General features: G+C 71.1%; 15 protein-coding genes. 7 read left to right on the top strand and 8 right to left on the bottom strand.

Going from position 1 to position 17,572, the window contains the following annotated elements:
- Nucleotides 1-116: 116 nt before the first annotated feature.
- From ACIBA9_RS12150 to ACIBA9_RS12140, 3 genes are all read left to right on the top strand, one after another.
- Nucleotides 117-1,769 carry an ATP-binding protein gene (locus tag ACIBA9_RS12150; protein ID WP_399362053.1) on the top strand — a complete coding sequence of 551 codons (1,653 nt, stop codon included), beginning with the start codon at nucleotides 117-119 and terminating at the stop codon, nucleotides 1,767-1,769.
- Nucleotides 1,766-2,455, top strand: coding sequence for a response regulator (locus ACIBA9_RS12145; RefSeq protein WP_393900191.1), 690 nt, complete (start codon nucleotides 1,766-1,768; stop codon nucleotides 2,453-2,455). Before ACIBA9_RS12150 ends, ACIBA9_RS12145 begins: the two co-directional genes overlap by 4 nt.
- Before the next feature lie 144 nt (nucleotides 2,456-2,599).
- Nucleotides 2,600-3,307, top strand: coding sequence for a helix-turn-helix domain-containing protein (locus ACIBA9_RS12140; protein ID WP_399362050.1), 708 nt, complete (start codon nucleotides 2,600-2,602; stop codon nucleotides 3,305-3,307).
- Nucleotides 3,308-3,349: 42 nt separating this feature from the next.
- Here ACIBA9_RS12140 and ACIBA9_RS12135 read toward each other — a convergent pair whose 3' ends face one another.
- Nucleotides 3,350-4,375, bottom strand: a complete 1,026-nt coding sequence (locus ACIBA9_RS12135) for an ATP-dependent 6-phosphofructokinase (RefSeq protein ID WP_362162999.1) — start codon at nucleotides 4,373-4,375, stop codon at nucleotides 3,350-3,352.
- A gap of 201 nt (nucleotides 4,376-4,576) precedes the next feature.
- Between ACIBA9_RS12135 and pta the strand changes: the two genes are divergently transcribed.
- From pta to pyk, 3 genes are all read left to right on the top strand, one after another.
- Nucleotides 4,577-6,652 carry a phosphate acetyltransferase gene (gene pta, locus ACIBA9_RS12130; protein ID WP_399362048.1) on the top strand — a complete coding sequence of 692 codons (2,076 nt, stop codon included), beginning with the start codon at nucleotides 4,577-4,579 and terminating at the stop codon, nucleotides 6,650-6,652.
- Nucleotides 6,653-6,675: 23 nt separating this feature from the next.
- The gene (locus tag ACIBA9_RS12125; protein WP_399362047.1) at nucleotides 6,676-7,896 is read left to right on the top strand and encodes an acetate kinase; all 1,221 of its coding nucleotides are present in this window, start codon (nucleotides 6,676-6,678) and stop codon (nucleotides 7,894-7,896) included.
- An 84-nt stretch (nucleotides 7,897-7,980) separates the two neighbouring features.
- Nucleotides 7,981-9,405 (top strand): pyruvate kinase, encoded by a 1,425-nt coding sequence (gene pyk, locus ACIBA9_RS12120; RefSeq protein ID WP_399362045.1) that lies wholly within the window; start codon nucleotides 7,981-7,983, stop codon nucleotides 9,403-9,405.
- A 93-nt stretch (nucleotides 9,406-9,498) separates the two neighbouring features.
- On the opposite strand, the gene ACIBA9_RS12115 is transcribed toward pyk, so the two are convergent.
- The 4 genes from ACIBA9_RS12115 to ACIBA9_RS12100 all read right to left on the bottom strand — a co-directional run bounded on the left by ACIBA9_RS12115 (nucleotide 9,499) and on the right by ACIBA9_RS12100 (nucleotide 13,829).
- Complete coding sequence (locus ACIBA9_RS12115; RefSeq protein ID WP_399362043.1) at nucleotides 9,499-10,932, bottom strand: hypothetical protein; 1,434 nt, start codon at nucleotides 10,930-10,932, stop codon at nucleotides 9,499-9,501.
- A complete protein-coding gene (locus tag ACIBA9_RS12110) occupies nucleotides 10,922-11,473 on the bottom strand; it encodes a DUF6114 domain-containing protein (protein WP_399362041.1) in 552 nt (183 codons plus the stop codon). The genes ACIBA9_RS12115 and ACIBA9_RS12110 overlap by 11 nt, the downstream gene beginning before the upstream one ends.
- A 117-nt stretch (nucleotides 11,474-11,590) precedes the next feature.
- Entirely contained in the window at nucleotides 11,591-12,238 is a 648-nt protein-coding gene (locus tag ACIBA9_RS12105) for a DUF6230 family protein (protein WP_399362039.1), read from the bottom strand.
- Nucleotides 12,239-12,860: 622 nt separating this feature from the next.
- The gene (locus tag ACIBA9_RS12100) at nucleotides 12,861-13,829 is read right to left on the bottom strand and encodes a tetratricopeptide repeat protein (protein ID WP_399362037.1); all 969 of its coding nucleotides are present in this window, start codon (nucleotides 13,827-13,829) and stop codon (nucleotides 12,861-12,863) included.
- Between the two features lie 210 nt (nucleotides 13,830-14,039).
- Here ACIBA9_RS12100 and ACIBA9_RS12095 point away from each other — a divergent pair, with 210 nt between their 5' ends.
- On the top strand, nucleotides 14,040-14,684 hold the full coding sequence (locus ACIBA9_RS12095) for a TetR/AcrR family transcriptional regulator (RefSeq protein WP_399362035.1): 645 nt from the start codon (nucleotides 14,040-14,042) through the stop codon (nucleotides 14,682-14,684).
- A gap of 75 nt (nucleotides 14,685-14,759) precedes the next feature.
- Here the strand turns inward: ACIBA9_RS12095 and ACIBA9_RS12090 are convergent, their stop codons facing one another.
- The 3 genes from ACIBA9_RS12090 to ACIBA9_RS12080 form a co-directional block, all read right to left on the bottom strand.
- A complete protein-coding gene (locus tag ACIBA9_RS12090) occupies nucleotides 14,760-16,460 on the bottom strand; it encodes a methylmalonyl-CoA mutase (RefSeq protein ID WP_399362034.1) in 1,701 nt (566 codons plus the stop codon).
- A gap of 84 nt (nucleotides 16,461-16,544) precedes the next feature.
- Nucleotides 16,545-16,883 (bottom strand): DUF3817 domain-containing protein, encoded by a 339-nt coding sequence (locus ACIBA9_RS12085; RefSeq protein WP_362163018.1) that lies wholly within the window; start codon nucleotides 16,881-16,883, stop codon nucleotides 16,545-16,547.
- A gap of 43 nt (nucleotides 16,884-16,926) precedes the next feature.
- A complete protein-coding gene (locus tag ACIBA9_RS12080; protein WP_362163020.1) occupies nucleotides 16,927-17,433 on the bottom strand; it encodes a MarR family transcriptional regulator in 507 nt (168 codons plus the stop codon).
- Nucleotides 17,434-17,572: the final 139 nt, after the last annotated feature.

Genomic DNA, 17,572 nt, shown 5'->3' with positions numbered 1-17,572 from the left:
CGTGCGGCTCACGTCCGGGCGTTGTTGGGGAATGCCGTGACTATCTCCCGGACTGTGAGGGCGGTCACCCTTCCGTTCATTTAGTTCACGCCCCGGCCGGGAGGCACACTGCTGGCATGCGCGTCCCCTCCCTCCCCCGGCCCCGCAGCCTGGCGGGCCAGCTGTTCGCCATGCAGGCCGTGCTGATAGCGGTGGTCGTGGCCGGGTACGCGCTGTTCACCTACGTCAGCGACCGGCGGCAGGCCGAGGACGCGGCGGTCCGCCAGGTCACGGCGGTGGCCCGCTCGGTCGCGGACGCCCCCTCGGTGCGCCCGGCGATCCACGCCCCCGACCCGACGGCCGAGCTGGAGCCGTACGCGCTGCTGGTCACGCGGGACGCCGGCGTCGACTTCGTCACGATCATGAGCCCGGACGGCATCCGCTGGACCCACCCCGACCGGCGACAGATCGGCAAACGCTTCCTCGGCCGCACCGCCCCCGCCCGGCAGGGCCGCACCTTCACCGAGACCTACACCGGCACGCTCGGTCCGTCCGTCCGCGCGGTGACCCCGGTGCGGGAGAACGGCCGCGTCATCGGGCTGGTCAGCGCCGGGATCAAGGTGGAGGCGATCAGCGCGCGGGTCCGGGGACAGGTCGCCGCCCTGCTCGGGGTGGCCGGCGGGACCCTGCTGCTGGGCGCGGTCGGCACCTATGTCGTCAACGCCCGGCTGCGCCGCCACACCCACGGCATGAACGCCACCGAGCTGAGCCGGATGCACGACTACCACCAGGCGGCCCTGCACGCGGTCCGCGAGGGCCTGCTGATGCTGGACGGCCGGTACCGGGTCGCGCTGATCAACGACGGCGGGCGCGAGCTGCTGGGCGTGGGCCACGAGGAGGACGTGGTCGGCCGCTCGGTGGCCGACCTCGGCCTGCCGGCCACGCTCACGGGCGCGCTGCTGGCGTCCGAGCCCCGGGTGGACGAGGTCCATCCGACGGCGACCCGGATCCTGGTCGTGAACACCTCCCCCGTGTCGGGCGGAGAGCGGCGCGGCACGGTCGCCACCCTCCGGGACGTGACCGAACTACAGTCGCTGATGGGCGAGCTGGACTCCGAGCGCGGCTTCACCCAGGCGCTGCGCTCGCAGGCGCACGAGGCGGCCAACCGGCTGCACACGGTGGTGTCGCTGATCGAACTGGGCCGGGCGGAGGAAGCGGTGGCCTTCGCCACGGCCGAACTGGAGCTGGCGCAGGCGCTGACCGACCAGGTGGTCGCGGCGGTGGGCGAACCGGTGCTGGCCGCCCTGCTGCTGGGCAAGACCGCCCAGGCCAACGAGCGGGGCGTGGAACTGGTGGTGTCGCCGGACAGCCGCCTGGACGACGGCCTGCTCCCCGAGAGCCTGCCCGCGCGCGACCTCGTGAGCATCCTCGGCAACCTGATCGACAACGCGGTGGACGCGGCACAGGGCAGCGCGGGGGCACGGGTGACGGTGACGGCGCAGGCGTCGCGGGCCGAACTGGTCCTGCGGGTGACGGACACCGGCCCCGGCGTCGACCCCGCCCACGCGGACCTGGTGTTCCAGCGGGGGTTCTCGACGAAACCGGCCGGGCCCGGCGGGCGGGGCCTCGGGCTCGCCCTGGTCCGGCAGGCGGTGACCCGGCACGAGGGCACCCTGACGGTGGCGGAGTCCGGCGCGGACGGCCAGGGCGGGGCGGTGTTCGAGGCGCGGCTACCGCTGCGCACCGCGACGGCCGGCGCCGCATCCCTGGCGGAAGGCGGCCGGGCATGACGGACGACGGGCCGATCAGGGTCCTGGTGGTCGAGGACGACCCGGTGGCCGCCGACGCGCACGTGCTGTACGTGGGCCGGGTGCCGGGCTTCGTCGCGGTCGGCAAGGCCCACACGGGCGCCGAGGCCCGCCGCGTGCTGGACCGCACCCCGGTGGACCTGCTCCTGCTCGACCTCCACCTCCCGGACGTGCACGGCCTGCAGTTCGCCCGCTCGCTGCGCGCGGCCGGGCACCACGCGGACGTCATAGCGGTGACGTCGGCCCGGGATCTGGCCGTGGTCCGCGAGGGCGTCTCGCTGGGGGTCGTCCAGTACGTGCTGAAGCCGTTCACCTTCGCGACGCTCCGGGACCGCCTGGTGCGCTACGCCGAGTTCCACGCGGCGGCCGGCGAGGCGAGTGGCCAGGACGAGGTGGACCGGGCCCTGGCCGTGCTCCGCACCCCGTCACCTGCGGCCCTGCCGAAGGGGCTGAGCGGGCCCACGCTGGAGCGGGTCACCGGCGCGCTGCGCGACACCCCGGGGGGTCTCACCGCGGCCGGTGTCGCGGAGGTGGTGGGCATCTCCCGGATCACCGCGCGCCGCTATCTGGAGCACCTCGTCGACGCGGGCCGGGCGGACCGCAGCCCGCTGTACGGGCAGGTGGGCCGGCCGGAGCTGATGTACCGCTGGGTCCCGCAGCGACGGTGAGCCGCGCCCGGCGCGGGGACCGGCCCACGGGGTGGCACCGGATGCCACGGCGCCGGCCGCGACGAAGACGTACGAATCTACGATGCGTGATCTTGTCCGAACCGACCGTAGTCAACACCTTCGCGCAGCCCTACCTTGTGCGGGGTGCGCCAACCCTCACCTCAGTCCGGACCTCCCGCCCCGCCGTTCAACGCCCCGGCCGCCCGCAGGCTCCGCGCGGCCCTGGGCATGGGGCCCGAACATGCCGCCCACGGGATGCGCGTCTCGTACGGGCTGCCCTACGTCACCCCGGATCTCGTGATCGCCTGGGAACGCGGTACCGCCACCCCGAGCCACCCCGAACTCGCCGCGCTGGCAGGGGTGTTGTGGTGTTCGCCGGGTGAACTCATCGGCCGGCCGCGGACCTTGCGCGAGCATCGGATCGCCCGGGCGCTGGCGCCCGAGGACGTCGCCCACGCCGTCGGCCTGGACCTGCGCGGATACCTGCGGATGGAGGAGCACGACGACTGGCGGGGCAACGAGCGCCAGTCGGCCGCGCTGGCCCGGGTGCTGGACCTCGCGCTGCCCGACTTCGTGGCCGTCACCGGCCGGGAGGCGAGGCTCGCCGAGCTGCTGCACAGCGCGGTGACCACCCGCTGGCAGGCGTATGTCCGGCCGGTAATGAAGCTGGCCCCCCTGGACAAGGGCGTCCTGGAGGCGGTCCTGCAGGAACTGCACCAGGACTACCAGGGGCACATGGCCGCCACCCTCAGCTGGGGTGGCGGCGGCAAGGGCGCCAGCGCGTCCGGCCAGGAGTTCCTCGACCGGATCGTCGACAACTTCTGGCACGGGGTGACGGACCGGACCGCCTGACCGGCGGGCGGTGGGCTCGCCGGGCGGGAGGGGGGGGGCGTCCTAGAACACCGACTCCGCCTCGTCCATCCGGTCCTTCGGTACGGTCTTCAGCTCGGTGACCGCCTCGGCGAGCGGCACCATCACGATGTCGGTGCCGCGCAGCGCGGTCATCCGGCCGAACTCTCCCTGGTGCGCGGCCTCGACGGCGTGCCAGCCGAAGCGGGTGGCGAGGACGCGGTCGTAGGGGGTGGGGACGCCACCGCGCTGGACGTGACCGAGGATGACCGGCTTGGCCTCCTTGCCCAGGCGCCGCTCCAGCTCGAAGGCCAGGGCGGTGCCGATGCCCTGGAAGCGCTCGTGGCCGTACTGGTCGATGTCACCCTTGCCGTACTCCATGGAGCCCTCGGCGGGGTGCGCTCCCTCGGCGACGCAGATGACGGCGAACTTCTTGCCGCGGGCGAAGCGCTCCTCGACCATCTTGACCAGGTCGGCGGGGTCGAAGGGGCGCTCGGGCAGACAGATGCCGTGCGCGCCGGCGGCCATGCCGGACTCCAGCGCGATCCAGCCGGCGTGCCGGCCCATGACCTCGACGACCATCACGCGCTGGTGGGACTCGGCGGTGGTCTTCAGCCGGTCCATCGCCTCCGCCGCGACGCCGACGGCCGTGTCGAAGCCGAAGGTGCGGTCGGTGGAGGAGATGTCGTTGTCGATGGTCTTGGGGACGCCGACCACCGGCAGGCCGGCGTCGGAGAGCATGCGCGCCGCGGTCAGCGTGCCCTCGCCGCCGATCGGGATCAGCGCGTCGATGCCGAACTCCTCGACCATGTCGGCGGCGCCCTCGCAGGCCTCGCGCAGCCGGTCGCGCTCCAGCCGGGAAGAGCCGAGGATGGTGCCGCCGCGGGCCAGGATGCCGCTGACCGCGTCCAGGTCGAGGGCGCGGTAGTGGCGGTCGAGTAGACCGCGGTAGCCGTCCTCGAAGCCGATGACCTCGTCGCCGTACTGCGCCACCGCGCGGTGCACGATCGACCGGATCACGGCGTTCAGGCCGGGGCAGTCGCCGCCTGCGGTGAGAACTCCGATGCGCATCGTGCTGTGTCTCCTGCTCGCTGTCGTGTACCGGTGAGCCAGTGCCGATTGTTTCACGTCCGCCGGGCAGGTGAAGTCTTGACGGGCGCTTTATCCGGCAGCATGGGTATTGTCAAGAGGGTTCCGCTCACCTCGGTGGGCGATTTTTATGCCGAAGACACAACGAACTGGACGCACGAGCATGAGGAACGGAGTGGACACGTGACGCGCAGCGTGTACGTGACCGGGATCGACCGCGGTGACGGCCGCCAGGTGGTGGAGCTGGGGGTCATGGAACTCCTGACCCGGCAGGTCGACCGGGTGGGAGTCTTCCGTCCCCTCGTCCACGACGGTCCCGATCGGCTGTTCGAGTTGCTGCGGGCGCGCTACCGCCTCTCGCAGGACCCGGCGACCGTCTACGGCATGGACTACCACGAGGCGTCCGCGCTCCAGGCCGAGCAGGGCACCGACGAACTGGTCTCCGCGCTCGTCGACCGCTTCCACCTGGTGGCCCGGGACTACGACGTCGTCCTCGTCCTCGGCACCGACTTCGCCGACACCCAGCTGCCGGACGAGCTGTCCCTCAACGCCCGCCTCGCCAACGAGTTCGGCGCCTCCGTGATCCCGGTGGTCGGCGGCCGCCGGCAGACCGCCGAGTCGGTGCTGGCCGAGACCCGCAACGCCTACCGCGCCTACGACGGCCTCGGCTGTGACGTGCTCGCGATGGTCACCAACCGGGTCGCCCGCGAGGACCGCGACCCGATCGCCGAGCGGCTCGCGAACCGGCTGCCGGTGCCCTGCTACGTCGTGCCCGACGAGCCGGCGCTGTCCGCGCCGACGGTCGCGCAGATCGGCCAGACCCTCGGCGCGCGGGTGCTGCTGGGCGACGACTCGGGGCTCGCCCGGGACGCGCTGGGCTTCGTCTTCGGCGGTGCGATGCTGCCCAACTTCCTGGGCGCCCTGACCCCGGGCTGCCTGGTCGTGACCCCGGGCGACCGCGCCGACCTGGTCGTCGGCTCGCTGGCCGCGCACAGCGCCGGCACCCCGCCGATAGCCGGTGTGCTGCTCACCCTGAACGAGGTGCCGAGCGACGAGGTCCTCACCCTCGCCGCCCGCCTCGCCCCGGGCACCCCGGTGCTCTCGGTGAGCGGCAACAGCTTCCCCACCGCCGAGCAGCTGTTCTCGCTGGAGGGGAAGATGACGGCGGCCACCCCGCGCAAGGCGGAGACCGCGCTCGGCCTGTTCGAGCGGTACGCCGACACCGCCGACCTGGCCCGCCGGGTCTCGGCGCCGAGCAGCGACCGGGTCACCCCGATGATGTTCGAGCACAAGCTGCTGGAGCAGGCCCGCTCCGACAAGCGGCGGGTCGTCCTGCCCGAGGGCACCGAGGAGCGGGTGCTGCACGCGGCCGAGGTGCTGCTGCGCCGGGGGGTGTGCGACCTGACCCTGCTCGGGCCGGTCGACCGGATCCGCAAGAAGGCCGCCGACCTCGGCATCGACCTCGGCGACAGCGAGCTGATCGATCCTGCGACCTCCGACCTGCGCGACACCTTCGCCGAGAAGTACGCGCAGCTGCGCGCCCACAAGGGCGTCACGGTCGAGCTGGCGTACGACGTGGTCTCCGACGTGAACTACTTCGGCACGCTGATGGTCCAGGAGGGGCTGGCCGACGGCATGGTCTCCGGCTCGGTGCACTCCACGGCGGCCACCATCCGGCCGGCCTTCGAGATCATCAAGACCCGGCCGGAGTCCTCGATCGTCTCGTCCGTGTTCTTCATGTGCCTGGCCGACAAGGTGCTGGTCTACGGCGACTGCGCGGTCAACCCGGACCCCGACGCCGAGCAGCTGGCGGACATCGCCATCCAGTCGGCGGGCACGGCGGCCCGGTTCGGCGTGGAGCCCCGGATCGCGATGCTGTCCTACTCCACCGGCACCTCCGGCTCGGGCGCCGACGTCGAGAAGGTACGCGAGGCCACCGAACTGGCGCGCGCCCGGCGCACGGACCTGAAGATCGAGGGACCGATCCAGTACGACGCGGCCGTGGAGCCGTCCGTCGCCGCCACCAAGCTGCCCGGCTCCGAGGTCGCGGGCCAGGCCAGCGTGCTGATCTTCCCCGACCTCAACACCGGCAACAACACCTACAAGGCCGTGCAGCGGTCGGCCGGCGCGATCGCCGTCGGCCCGGTCCTGCAGGGGCTGCGCAAGCCGGTGAACGACCTGTCGCGGGGCGCCCTCGTCCAGGACATCGTCAACACCGTCGCCATCACGGCGATCCAGGCCCAGACCCCCGCCACCTGAGCACAGAGAGCGTTCGATTCACCGTGACCGAAAATCCCGCGGCGAGCCGCGTCCTCGTCCTGAACTCCGGCTCCTCGTCGTTGAAGTACCAGCTCCTCGACATGCGCGACGCGAGCCGGCTCGCCGCCGGCCTGGTGGAGCGCATCGGCGAACAGACCTCCCGGCTCAAGCACACCTGCGTCGCCACCGATGCGACCCGCGAGCACGGCGGGCCGATCGCCGACCACGACGCCGCCCTCAAGGCGGTCGCCGAGGAGCTGGGCCGCGACGGGCTCGGCCTGGACTCGCCGGAACTGGCCGCCATCGGCCACCGGGTGGTGCACGGCGGGATGTTCTTCACCGAGCCCACCGTCGTCGACGACGAGGTGCTCACCGAGATCGAGCGGCTGATCCCGGTCGCGCCGCTGCACAACCCGGCCAACCTCACCGGCATCCGCACCGCCCAGGCGCTGCGCCCCGACCTGCCCCAGGTCGCCGTCTTCGACACCGCGTTCCACACGACGATGCCGGAGTCCGCGGCCCGGTACGCGATCGACCCGAGGATCGCCGACCGCCACCGCATCCGCCGCTACGGCTTCCACGGCACCTCGCACGCCTACGTCTCGCGGGAGACCGCGCGGCTGCTGGGCAAGGACCCCGCCGAGGCCAACGTCATCGTGCTGCACCTGGGCAACGGCGCCTCGGCGTCGGCGGTGCGCGGGGGCAGGTGCGTGGACACCTCCATGGGACTGACGCCTTTGGAGGGGCTCGTGATGGGTACGCGATCCGGAGATCTGGACCCGGCCGTCATCTTCCATTTGGCGCGTGTCGGTGGAATGTCCATGGACGAGATCGACACTCTGCTCAACAAGAGGAGCGGTCTGTTCGGACTGTGCGGTGACAACGACATGCGGGAGATCCGCCGCCGGATCGACGAGGGCGACGAAGGGGCCGCCCTCGCCTTCGACATTTACATTCACCGGATCAGGAAGTACATCGGCGCCTATTACGCCGTTCTCGGACAGGTGGACGCCGTCGCCTTCACCGCCGGGGTCGGGGAGAACGCCGCACCGGTGCGCCAGGCCGCGATCGCGGGCCTGGAAGGGCTAGGCCTCGCGGTCGACCCGGAGCTGAACGCCGTGCGCTCCGGGGAGGCACGGCTGATTTCGCCGGCGTCGGCACGGGTGGCCGTGGCGGTGGTGCCGACGGACGAGGAACTGGAGATCGCGACGCAGACCTACGCACTGGTGGGAAAGAACAACTGAATAGCACCTGAGCGGTGCGGCACTCATTTGTATCTTCCGCCAGACGGAATATTCCGTAGCGAAACAAACCGATAGGATCGCTCCATGCGCCGTTCGAAAATCGTCTGTACTCTCGGCCCCGCGGTCGACTCCCACGAGATGCTCGTCGCCATGATCGAGGCGGGCATGAACGTGGCCCGGTTCAACTTCAGCCACGGCTCCCAGGCCGAGCACCAGGCCCGGTACGACCGCGTCCGTGCCGCGTCCAAGGAGACCGGCCGGGCCATCGGTGTCCTCGCCGACCTGCAGGGCCCGAAGATCCGCCTGGAGACCTTCGCCGAGGGGCCGGTCGAGCTGCAGCGCGGTGACGAGTTCGTCATCACGACCGAGGACGTGCCGGGTGACAAGCACATCTGCGGTACGACGTACAAGGGGCTGCCGGGCGACGTCTCGCGCGGCGACCAGATCCTGATCAACGACGGCAACGTCGAGCTGAAGGTCGTGGACGTCGAGGGCCCCCGGGTGAAGACCATCGTCATCGAGGGCGGTGTCGTCTCCGACCACAAGGGCATCAACCTGCCCGGCGCGGCCGTCAACGTGCCCGCGCTGAGCGAGAAGGACATCGAGGACCTGCGCTTCGCCCTCCGCATGGGCTGCGACCTGGTCGCCCTGTCCTTCGTCCGGGACGCCAAGGACGTCCAGGACGTCCACCGCGTGATGGACGAGGAGGGCCGCCGGGTCCCGGTCATCGCCAAGGTGGAGAAGCCGCAGGCGGTGGACAACATGGAGGCCGTCGTGATGGCGTTCGACGGTGTGATGGTCGCCCGTGGCGACCTCGCCGTCGAGTACCCGCTCGAGAAGGTCCCCATGGTGCAGAAGCGCCTGATCGAGCTGTGCCGGCGCAACGCCAAGCCGGTGATCGTGGCGACCCAGATGATGGAGTCGATGATCACCAACTCCCGTCCGACCCGCGCCGAGGCCTCCGACGTGGCCAACGCGATCCTGGACGGCGCCGACGCGGTCATGCTCTCGGCGGAGTCGAGCGTGGGCGCGTACCCGATCGAGACGGTCAAGACCATGTCGAAGATCGTCCAGGCGGCCGAGCAGGAGCTGCTGTCCAAGGGCCTGCAGCCGCTGGTGCCGGGCAAGAAGCCGCGTACGCAGGGCGGTTCGGTGGCCCGCGCGGCCGCCGAGATCGCCGACTTCCTGGGGGCCAAGGGCCTGGTCGCCTTCACCCAGTCCGGCGACACCGCGCGCCGGCTGTCCCGGTACCGCGCCTGCCAGCCGATCATCGCCTTCACCACGGACGAGGCCACCCGCAACCAGCTCACCCTCAGCTGGGGCGTGGAGTCGCACATCGTGCCGTTCGTGAACACCACGGACGAGATGGTCGACCTGGTGGACCAGGAGATCGCCAAGCTGGGCCGCTTCGGCTCCGGTGAGACGGTCATCATCACCGCCGGCTCGCCTCCCGGCGTCCCCGGCACCACCAACATGATCCGCGTCCACCACCTGGGTGGCGGCAACTGACCTCCGCGGGTCCGTTACGGCATCGAGGGCGCCCCCTGTGACAGGGGGCGCCCTCGGCTGTGTCGCGGCTCCCGAACGGGCCTGTGCCGCCGCTCAGTCGGTGGTGTACACGTGCATGCCGGGTATGTGCAGGGTGCCGCCGAACTGCGCCGCCTGGACCACCTTCACATGGGTGAAGTAGATCAGCGGGATGTTCAGCGGGGGCGGGCTGTCCGGGCTGAACGTCACCGGGATCAGACCGAACAGGTTGCCCGAGATGCTCTCGGTGTACATGACGGTGTCGCCGTCGGTGATGGTGGACGTCGAGCCCTTGGACGCCTGCACGTGGTACGTCTTGTTCGCCTGCTTGTCCTGCACGGTCTGGTGCAGGTCGCCGATGTCCGTACCGCTGGAGATGACGTACTTCAGCACCTTCTTCTTGGTGCCGTTGGCCGTCTTCACCTCGACGATGCCCTGGTAGTCGGCGCCCTTGAGGAGCAGCGAGCTGGCATCGAGGTACCAGGGGTCGTCCGCCACCGGGGTCTTGTTGTCGACGCCGCTCTCGTCGTCGGTCGCCGCCGGGCAGTCCTTGGCGGCGGAGGTGCTCGCGGACGCGGACGGCGTCGGGTCCGGGGTCGCCGAGGCGGTCGCGTCCCCGGCCGCCTTGCCGGCGTCCCCGGCCGCCCGGGTCACCTTGTCGGTGGTGTTCTTGACCGTGTCCTCGACCGTCTTGCCCGCCTTGGACGCGGTGTCCTTGACGGAGGTGGAGGCCGTGGGACCGGTCGTCGGCGTGCCGGCGCCGGCCGTGGGGGCCGAGGGCGCGCCGGAGGACGGGGAGGCGGACGGCGCCGGGGTCGCGGAGGAGGTGCCGGAGTCGTCCTTCTTGCCGCCGGTGAGGAGGTCGCCCAGCTTGTCCCCGATGGTGTCCAGCAGACCGCCACCGGCCTTGGACTCGGTGGGGGCGGGCGTGGCGGGCGTGGTGGTGTCCCCGCCGGAGCCCGGAGCCGGGTCCGAGGAGCCGGAACCCGAGGAGCCGGAGGTCGCGGTCGGCTTGGGCGTCGCCTTGTCGTCGGAACCTGAATCCGGCGAAGAGGTCTTGCCCGAGTCCTTCGCGTCCTGGCCGCCCCCGGTGCCCTTGGCGTCTCCGGTGCCGTTGGCGTCTCCCGTGCCCTTGGCGTCCTTGCCGGCGTCGTCCGGCGAAGGCGTCCTGGTGTCCGGGGACCCACTGTCGGAGGCGGACGGCGACGGCGTCCCGGAGGCGTTCTTGTCGTCGCCCAGCGCCTTGACGCAGTCCTTGTACTCGTCGGCCGTCAGGCTCTTGGCCGACGTCGACGGGGACGGGCTGCCGTTGTTGTCGGCGAGGGCGAGCGTGGACGTGAAGCCCATGCCCACGATCACCGCGGTCGGCATCGCCACGGAGGCTATCGCCTTGCCGGCCGGCATGTGGAACCTGGTGAACAGCGGCCTCCTGGGTGCCGCGTGGCGGGGCCCGGTTCTCGCGCGGGACCCCTGCTCCTCGGTCCCTCGGGTCACCTCGTCAGCCGGCACTGTGCCTCCCGTTCGCCCCGTTGGCCGGGCTCGTTCCTGACAGGTCGTTCGACTCGCTCACCGGGCCCATGCCCTGGTGCGGCAGCGGGGCCGCCGCGGGGGCGGTCGCCTCGTCCGGCGCGGCCTCGGCCGGCGGCTGCTCGGGCGCGCCCGGCGCCCAGGCCACGGCCATCGCCCCGCCCACGAGGGCGAGCAGGAAGCCCATGACGAAGCCGCCGAAGTTGGAGACGGGCAGGGACACCAGCGCGAGCAGGATCGCGGCCACACCCGCGAACGTCCGCACGTGCTTCTGGAACCAGAGGCTGATGCCCAGTACGACGAGCAGCACGCCGATGATCAGAGAGCCGGCCCCGGCCGTGGTCGCCATCGCCAGCGTCAGATGACCGAGCTGGAGATGGAAGTACGGGAAGTACATGATCGGAAGACCGCTGAGCAAGACGAACAGACCAGCCCAGAACGGACGCGTGCCCCGCCAGGCGCGGAACTGCAGCCTACGGCGGGTGAACTGGCCGGATGCGGCGGCAGGAGTCTCGGCGCTCATGGAAAACAGCTCCCTGGTGCGGCGTTGCTGTGGTGGTGAGGTGTGCCGCGCGTGAAGACGCGGCCGAAGGTGGAACGGGCGGGGGCGCCGTCGGCTCCCCCGCCCGTCACCGAGTGCTCAGTAGCACTCGATTCCCTTGCCGTCGCCCCTGTGGAGCGACATGTGCAGACCGCTGAGCTTGAAGGTTCCGGCGGTGGTCGCCCACGCCGTCTGCTTCACGCCGGACAGGTCCGCCGAGTCCGCCTGCTGGGCGAAGCCGTAGGGGTTGGCCTGCTCGCCGTTGCCCTTCATGCCCGGACCCTTGCTGGCGTCCTTGGCGGCCACACCGATGTCGATGCCGTGGAAGGTGGCGTCGGCCTGGAGGTCGTCGACGTCGATGTACAGACGCTCGGCCTGCACCTGCTCGTGCCCCGGGCCGCCCGCCTCCAGGCGGAGGGTGATCGACCCGAGCACCGGCACGTCGGGCGTGACCACGGACTGGCACATGTTGGTGATGGTCGCGGTGTTGAACGACGAGACGGCGACGGCGTGGGCCGTCTTCTTCCCGTCGAGCGTGTAGCCGCTGTCGATAGCCCCGTACTGGGCGAAGCCCTTACCGTGGAGCTCATCGGCCGTGACCTTGAACTCCTGACCGGAAACGCTGAACGAAGCGGCAAGAGCGCCCTGCGCGAGGGCCACACCTATACACGCCGTGGCGGCGACGCTGGGCACCATGACCACAGCGAACCGCTTCCATCTGGTCCCGCCACGCACCTGGGACTCCATATTTCCTCCTTCTCGGACGTACATCTCCGGCCCTGACTCGCCCCCATCGGCGGCTCAGCCGGGCAGGGATGGGAGAAGTGCTACGTCCTCGGTAAGGAGAGCGCCCGCGCTCGGAGGCGCGAACAGCGCCCGAATCACCGGCGATCACCCCCGAGCGACAACCACTGGTCGCGCCTGACACACATCACGCACAACCTTGCTGGACAGGCTCCGCCGTACGGCGAAGACCCCCCTGCCCAAGAGCCGGCGTCACTGCCGCCGGCCCTGCTCGGTGGGGACCCAGAGTCTCCCGCGTCCCGACCGGTTGCCGGGGTGAAGGGAATGGACCGAGCGTCGCCGATCGTGGTGCATTCTCGGCCCGGACACAAGGGGGTTCGTTACTGGCTAGTAACGGCCGGATAACCGGAGGACGACCAGCCGGTCTCGGAGCGCGACGCTCGGTGGCATCGAAGGGCAGAGCAAAGCCGTTGATCCCTGGACGAAACCAGACAGATCAACGGCGGTGATTTACTCCGAGTAACAGCGGCCGCGATTACCAAGATTTGGTAAAGCGCGGCCGCCAGGGCAGCGCGTCGGCCAATCTTTCACCCCGGCATCACAAGCCGCGGCGTTTAAGGACAGGTCAGTACAGGGCGCGCGCCAGCGCTCGGCGCGCCCCCACCACCCGGGGGTCCTCGGGGCCGACGAGCTCGAACAGCTCCAGCAACCGACGCCGTACCGCGTCCCGCTCGTCACCCACCGTGCCGCGCACGGTGTCGATGAGCCGCCCGAAGGCGTCCTCGACGTGACCGCCCACCAGATCCAGGTCGGCGGCGGCGATCTGGGCGTCCGCGTCGGCCGGCTTCTCGGCGGCCTCCTGGCGGACCTTCTGCGGGTCGAGGTTCTGCACCCGCTGGAGCAATTCGGCCTGCGCGAGGCCGAGCTTCGCCTCCGGGTGGGCCGGGTCGTCGGCGAGCACGTTGCGGTAGGCCTGGATGGCACCGCCCAGGTCGCCGGCGTCCAAGGCCCGCGCCGCGGCGTTCAGCGACACCTCGTACGGCCCCTCCACCGGCGCGGCGACGGCGCCGCCCGGCTCGGCGTCCGGGTCGACGGTCAGACCGGTCAGGCCGAACCGCTCCTCGGCCACCTGGACCAGCTGGTCCAGGGTCTGCCGGATCTGCTGTTCGTCGGCCGCCCCCTGGAAGAGCGGCAGGGCCTGGCCGGCGACGACGGCGAACACGGCCGGGATGCCCTGCACCCCGAACTGCTGCATCAGCATCTGGTTGGCGTCGACGTCGATCTTGGCGAGGAGGAAGCGTCCGCCGTACTCGACGGCCAGGCGCTCCAGGACCGGGCTCAGCTGCTTGCAGGGCTGACACCACTCGGCCCAGAAGTCGATGACGACGGGCACTTCGGCGGATCGCTGCAGGACATCCCGCTCGAATCCGGCCTCATCGACGTCGATGACGAGATCGGCCGGGGAAACGGCCCCCGTCCCGCCCTGCCGGGCGGCTTCGGCGCGCGCCTGCTCGGCCTTGGCCTTGGCCTCCTGGGCCGCCTTGACCGCGGCGAGGTCGACGACGCCGCTCATGGACATGTTCCGTGGCTGCATGCGTCTATCCTCCCCTGTTCGCGCGCCGGAATGAAAAAAATCGGGGTGATCGGCGCCGGGTCCCCACCCCGCGCCGGGATCACGGCTCGCGAACGTCCATCGCGAGCTTTCGCTACGAGTCGTAGCGTAATGCCATCGGGACACCGCGCGACACCCCGCCCCGGTGATCTCCCTCACGACGCCACACGACCCGCCGGTTATGGTCGTGGGATGCAGAGCCGCACCCCCGTCAGCCGTGCCGGACGCCCGCGCAGCGCCGCGGCGGACGCCGCGATCCTGGCCGCGACACGGGAGGCGCTGGTGGAGCTGGGCTGGTCCAAGCTCACGCTGGGGGACGTCGCGACGCGCGCCGGGGTCGCCAAGACCACCCTGTACCGCCGCTGGGCGGGCAAGAACGAACTGGTCGTCGACGCGGTGGCGGAGCTGTTCGACGAGCTGGAACTGCCCGACCGGGGCAGCCTGGCCGCCGACATCGAGGGCGTGGTGCTGCAGTTCGCGGCCATCCTGGCCCGCCCGGAGGCCAAGAGCGGTCTGATGGCGGTGATCGCGGAGTCGACCCGCGACGACGCGCTGCGCGAGCGGATCCGCGCCTCGATCGTGGAGCGTCAGATGTGTCTGGTCCTGGAGGGCCGCGCACGGGCGCAGCGGCGGGGCGAACTCGCGCCCGAACCCGATCCGGAGGAGTCCGCCCGCACGGTGGACCTGATCTTCGACGTGGTGGCGGGCGCGGTGGTGCACCGCACCCTGGTCAGCGGCAAGGCGGCGGACGAGGAGTGGGTGCGCGACTTCACGCGCGTGCTGCTGCTGGGGCTGGCCGCGTCCACGGGTACGGCCGCCGACCGGCCGGCCGGGTGACCGGGTGACCGGACCGCCCGCCCCCGGCCCACTGGACCGGATGACGGGCGGCTGACGGCTGACGGCTGACGGCTCCTAGAAACCGGCCGGCTCGGTGTAGATCCCCCACTCGTCGCGCAGCACCCCGCAGATCTCGCCCAGGGTCGCCTCGGCGCGTACCGCCTCCAGCATGGGCTCGATCATGTTGGAACCGTCGCGCGCGGCGGCCAGCATGCCGTCCAGGGCGGTGCGCACCGCGGCCTCGTCGCGTGCCGCCTTCCGCTCGGCGAGCACCCGCACCTGCTCGCGCTCCACCTCGTGGCTGACCCGCAGGATCTCCAGGTCGCCGGTGACGGAGCCGGTGTGGACGTTGACGCCCACGACCCGCTTCTCCCCCTTCTCCAGGGACCGCTGGTAGCGGAAGGCCGACTCGGCGATCTCGCCGGTGAACCAGCCGTCCTCGATCCCGCGCAGGATTCCCGAGGTGATGGGGCCGATCGGGTGCCGCCCGTCGGGGTGGGCCCGCAGGCCCCGCTCCTTGATCTGTTCGAAGATCTTCTCCGCGTCGGCCTCGATCCGGTCCGTCAGCTGCTCGATGTACCAGGAACCGCCCAGCGGGTCGGCCACGCTCGCGACCCCGGTCTCCTCCATCAGCACCTGCTGCGTGCGCAGCGCGATCTCGGCGGCCCGCTCGCTCGGCAGTGCGAGGGTCTCGTCCAGGGCGTTGGTGTGCAGCGAGTTGGTGCCGCCGAGCACCGCGGCCAGCGCCTCCACGGCGGTGCGCACGACGTTGTTGTACGGCTGCTGCGCGGTCAGGGAGACCCCGGCGGTCTGCGTGTGGAAGCGCAGCCACTGCGCCTTGTCGCTCTTCGCGCCGTAGACGTCCCGCATCCAGCGGGCCCAGATCCGGCGCGCCGCCCGGAACTTGGCGATCTCCTCGAAGAAGTCCACGTGCGCGTCGAAGAAGAAGGAGAGTCCGGGCGCGAAGACGTCCACGTCCAGTCCCCGGCTGAGCCCCAGCTCGACGTAGCCGAAGCCGTCGGCGAGCGTGTAGGCCAGCTCCTGCGCGGCCGTGGCCCCGGCCTCGCGGATGTGGTAGCCGGAGACCGACAGCGGCTTGTAGGCGGGGATGCCGGCGGCGCAGTGCTCCATCAGGTCGCCGATCAGGCGCAGATGCGGTTCGGGCTGGAAGAGCCACTCCTTCTGCGCGATGTACTCCTTGAAGATGTCGGTCTGCAGGGTGCCGTTGAGCACGCCCGGGTCCACGCCCTGGCGCTCGGCGGCGACCAGGTACATGCAGAACACGGGCACGGCCGGCCCGCTGATCGTCATGGAGGTGGTGACGTCGCCCAGCGGGATGTCCTTGAACAGGACCTCCATGTCGGCGGCCGAGTCGATGGCGACCCCGCAGTGCCCGACCTCGCCGAGCGCGCGGGCGTCGTCGGAGTCGCGCCCCATCAGTGTCGGCATGTCGAAGGCGACGGACAGGCCCCCGCCGCCGGCGGCGAGGATCATCTTGTAGCGCTCGTTGGTCTGCTCGGCGTTGCCGAACCCGGCGAACTGCCGGATGGTCCAGGTGCGCCCCCGGTAGCCGGTCGGGTGCAGTCCGCGGGTGAAGGGGTACTCCCCCGGCCAGCCGATGCGCTCGAATCCCTCGTACGTGTCACCCGGCCTGGGCCCGTACACCGGCTCCACCGGATCACCGGAGAGCGTGGTGAAGTCTGCGTCGCGCTTGCTCGCGGCGTCGTAACGGGCCTGCCAGCGTCGGCGGCCCTCCTCGATGGCGTCAGCGTCCATACCCATGAATTTACTTGGACGTCCTAGTAAATGTCGATGGGGGACCGCCGTACGGCACTCGTACGGCGGTGCGGGCGCGCGGCCTCAGGCCTTGGCGACGGCCGGGGCCTGCTCGGTTGACCGGGCCTCCAGCTCGCGGCTGATCCTCCGCTCGACGAAGAAGGCGGCGGTCGGGATCGTCCCCGCGAGCAGCACCCACAGCTGCTTGCCGACCGGCCACTTCGCCTTGGAGCCCAGGTCGAAGGCGAAGATCAGGTAGACGACGTACAGCCAGCCGTGGGCGATGGCGACGACCCGGGTGAAGTCGGCGGCGCCGTCCATGTCCAGGCCGTACTTGGCGATGCAGCCGAGGGTCAGCAGCACCAGCAGCACACCGGTGACGTAGGCCATGACCCGGTAGCGGGTCAGCACGCTCTTTTTCATGGAGCCGAGCGTAACCACCCGTTCCGGGAGATCTTGCCCCGGGTCACTCCTCGAAGTCGTGTGCCGAGATCCGCAGCGGCCGGAGCATCGCGAAGATCTCCTGGCACTCCTCCGCGTCGTACGCCCCGAGCCCGAAGTCCATCCCCATGAGGTCGCGGGTGGCGGCCTCGACCACCTCGCGGCCCTTGGCGGTGATGACGGCGAGGGTGCCGCGCCCGTCGTTGGGGTTGGGGCGCTTGGCCACCAGACCGGACCTCACCAGGCGGTCCACCGTGTTCGTCACGGACGTGGGATGCACCATCAGCCGCTCACCGATCTTGGACATCGGCAGCTCACCGGCCTTGGAAAAGGTGAGCAGCACCAGCGCCTCGTACCGGGCGAACGTCAGCCCGTACGGCTTGACCACCGCGTCCACCTCGGCGAGCAGGATCTGCTGGGCGCGCATGATCGAGGTGATCGCGGCCATGGAGGGCACGTTCCCCCAGCGCTGCTTCCAGAGTTCGTCGGCTCGGGCGATGGGGTCGAACGAGAGGCTGAGTGGCTTCGGCACGTCAGCAGACCCTACCCGTCGGTCATATGCGGGGCAGCCCCGTCTCGGCTTTCGGTCGCCCGCACGGCCAGGGCCGGCGCGCAAACGCACACGACCCCCGCCACGCCCGCCCCCACCACGGCCCTGCGCGCCCCGACCG

The sequence above is a fragment of the Streptomyces sp. NPDC051452 genome (genome assembly GCF_044454765.1).
In the GTDB taxonomy this organism is placed as follows: Bacteria; Actinomycetota; Actinomycetes; order Streptomycetales; family Streptomycetaceae; genus Streptomyces.
This window is presented reverse-complemented; position numbering and strand designations above follow the sequence as displayed.